The organism is Escherichia sp. 93.0816, from assembly GCF_013368855.2.
GTDB lineage: Bacteria > Pseudomonadota > Gammaproteobacteria > Enterobacterales > Enterobacteriaceae > Escherichia > Escherichia ruysiae.
In genome coordinates this window covers 1-1398 of sequence record NZ_JABWNC020000064.1, presented here as the reverse complement: position 1 = coordinate 1398, position 1398 = coordinate 1, and the positions used below count along the sequence as shown (strand labels likewise).

The window sequence follows — 1398 nt, the reverse complement described above, 5'->3', positions numbered from 1 at the left end:
GCCCCATCACCAGCGTAGCGGGTCATATCCGGCATGATAATCAGCGAAAAGCCAACCACTAACGCGCGTTCCCTTGCATCTTCCAGCGCCTTCATGCTCGCTGATACTGTATTAGCCTTACCCGCCAGCATGGTGCAAATCTCCGCCATCACGCTTTTACCACTTCCCCCTGGACCTGTTACCTCAATGAATAACTGCCAGTCGTACCGGTTCGCCAGCACCATGAATAATGCAGCCAGTACGCGATCCGCCTTGCGGTCATTCTCAGCCACCGAACGGCGTAACCACTTCCAGAAATTCGGCGCATGTGTTGCCAGCGTTTCCCCCTCTGCTGGTGGGCTGAAAGGTAATTCACTGGCAATTAACAACCAGTCGTTTTTGTTATGCTCCCGAAAATTACCTGTTCTGGTATCAAATACCCCGTTACTGAATCCAATCAGGTTACGGGCTGTATTCCCCATTACAGGCAAACTTAACTTCATGGTATCGACCGCCGATTTAATGGCGTTCTGCGAATAGCTGATCTCCGCATCAATGAAAATCTGTGCCATAGCTCGCTGTAATTCTTTATCCTGTACTGGCTCCCATACAACGCCGTTGTAATGGTGAACAGTGTCAGAGTCAGCATGAATCGCCAGTTCACCGCCATAATGTGCCAGGAGAACTTCGCCGCGTTGACTTGCTCCCATCTGGTTAAGCGCCAGTGATGAAGCGTTATCGTCTTTTACCCGCTCTTTTTTCTTTACAGGCAGTTCAACTACCTTTTTCTTTTCCGCCTGCTCTGCCCGTTCACGTTCCAGATATTCGCGCCAGTTCTCCCGTTTCTGGCTGTGCATTCCTTCAGGGTAATAATCAGCATCCCTGACACCTGCCACTGCCAGTTTCTGCCCGATGGTATTAACAAGCCCCGGACGCAATAACCCCGCCTGGTAGAGACGCACGCGATAGCGTCCGTCCGGTACGATTTGCAGGTTGTCCAGTTCGGCAAGTTGTTGCTCTCCAAGCCAGACAGGTGGCACGTTATCGCCAGCCAGTCGCCCGTCCTGTTCCTGCCACTGCTTCGCATGTGCCCACGCATCACTACCCGCAAAAATGATGACTTCCGTCATTTTGTCACGCGGCTGGTGTTTTAAATTTGGCGCTTTTTTCATTTCTGCTCTCTCCACGCGGCAATCATGTTTTTCAGTTCCTGTAGTTTTTTATCCACATCCACACGTGACACATGGTTATTTCTGGAAGTCGGGATTTTCCGCCGGAATCTGCAAATAAAGATCTCCACGTTCAGCGAACTAAGAAATGAATAGCCATCACGGATAAAATACACACGGTCAAACATCAGTTCTTTTACCGTTACTCTGTTACCGTTCTTATCCAGATAAATAGCGCCGGGGATAATTT

1 protein-coding gene and 1 pseudogene are annotated in these 1398 nt (G+C 49.9%); both read right to left on the bottom strand.

What is annotated here, in order from left to right:
• Positions 1–1151: pseudogene (locus tag HEM79_RS22240) on the bottom strand (DNA primase family protein); the annotation flags it as partial.
• Positions 1148–1396: a DUF4222 domain-containing protein gene (locus HEM79_RS22235; protein WP_309491263.1), complete on the bottom strand. Its 249-nt coding sequence runs from the start codon at positions 1394–1396 to the stop codon at positions 1148–1150. The gene HEM79_RS22235 and the pseudogene HEM79_RS22240, both read right to left, overlap by 4 nt.
• Positions 1397–1398: the final 2 nt, after the last annotated feature.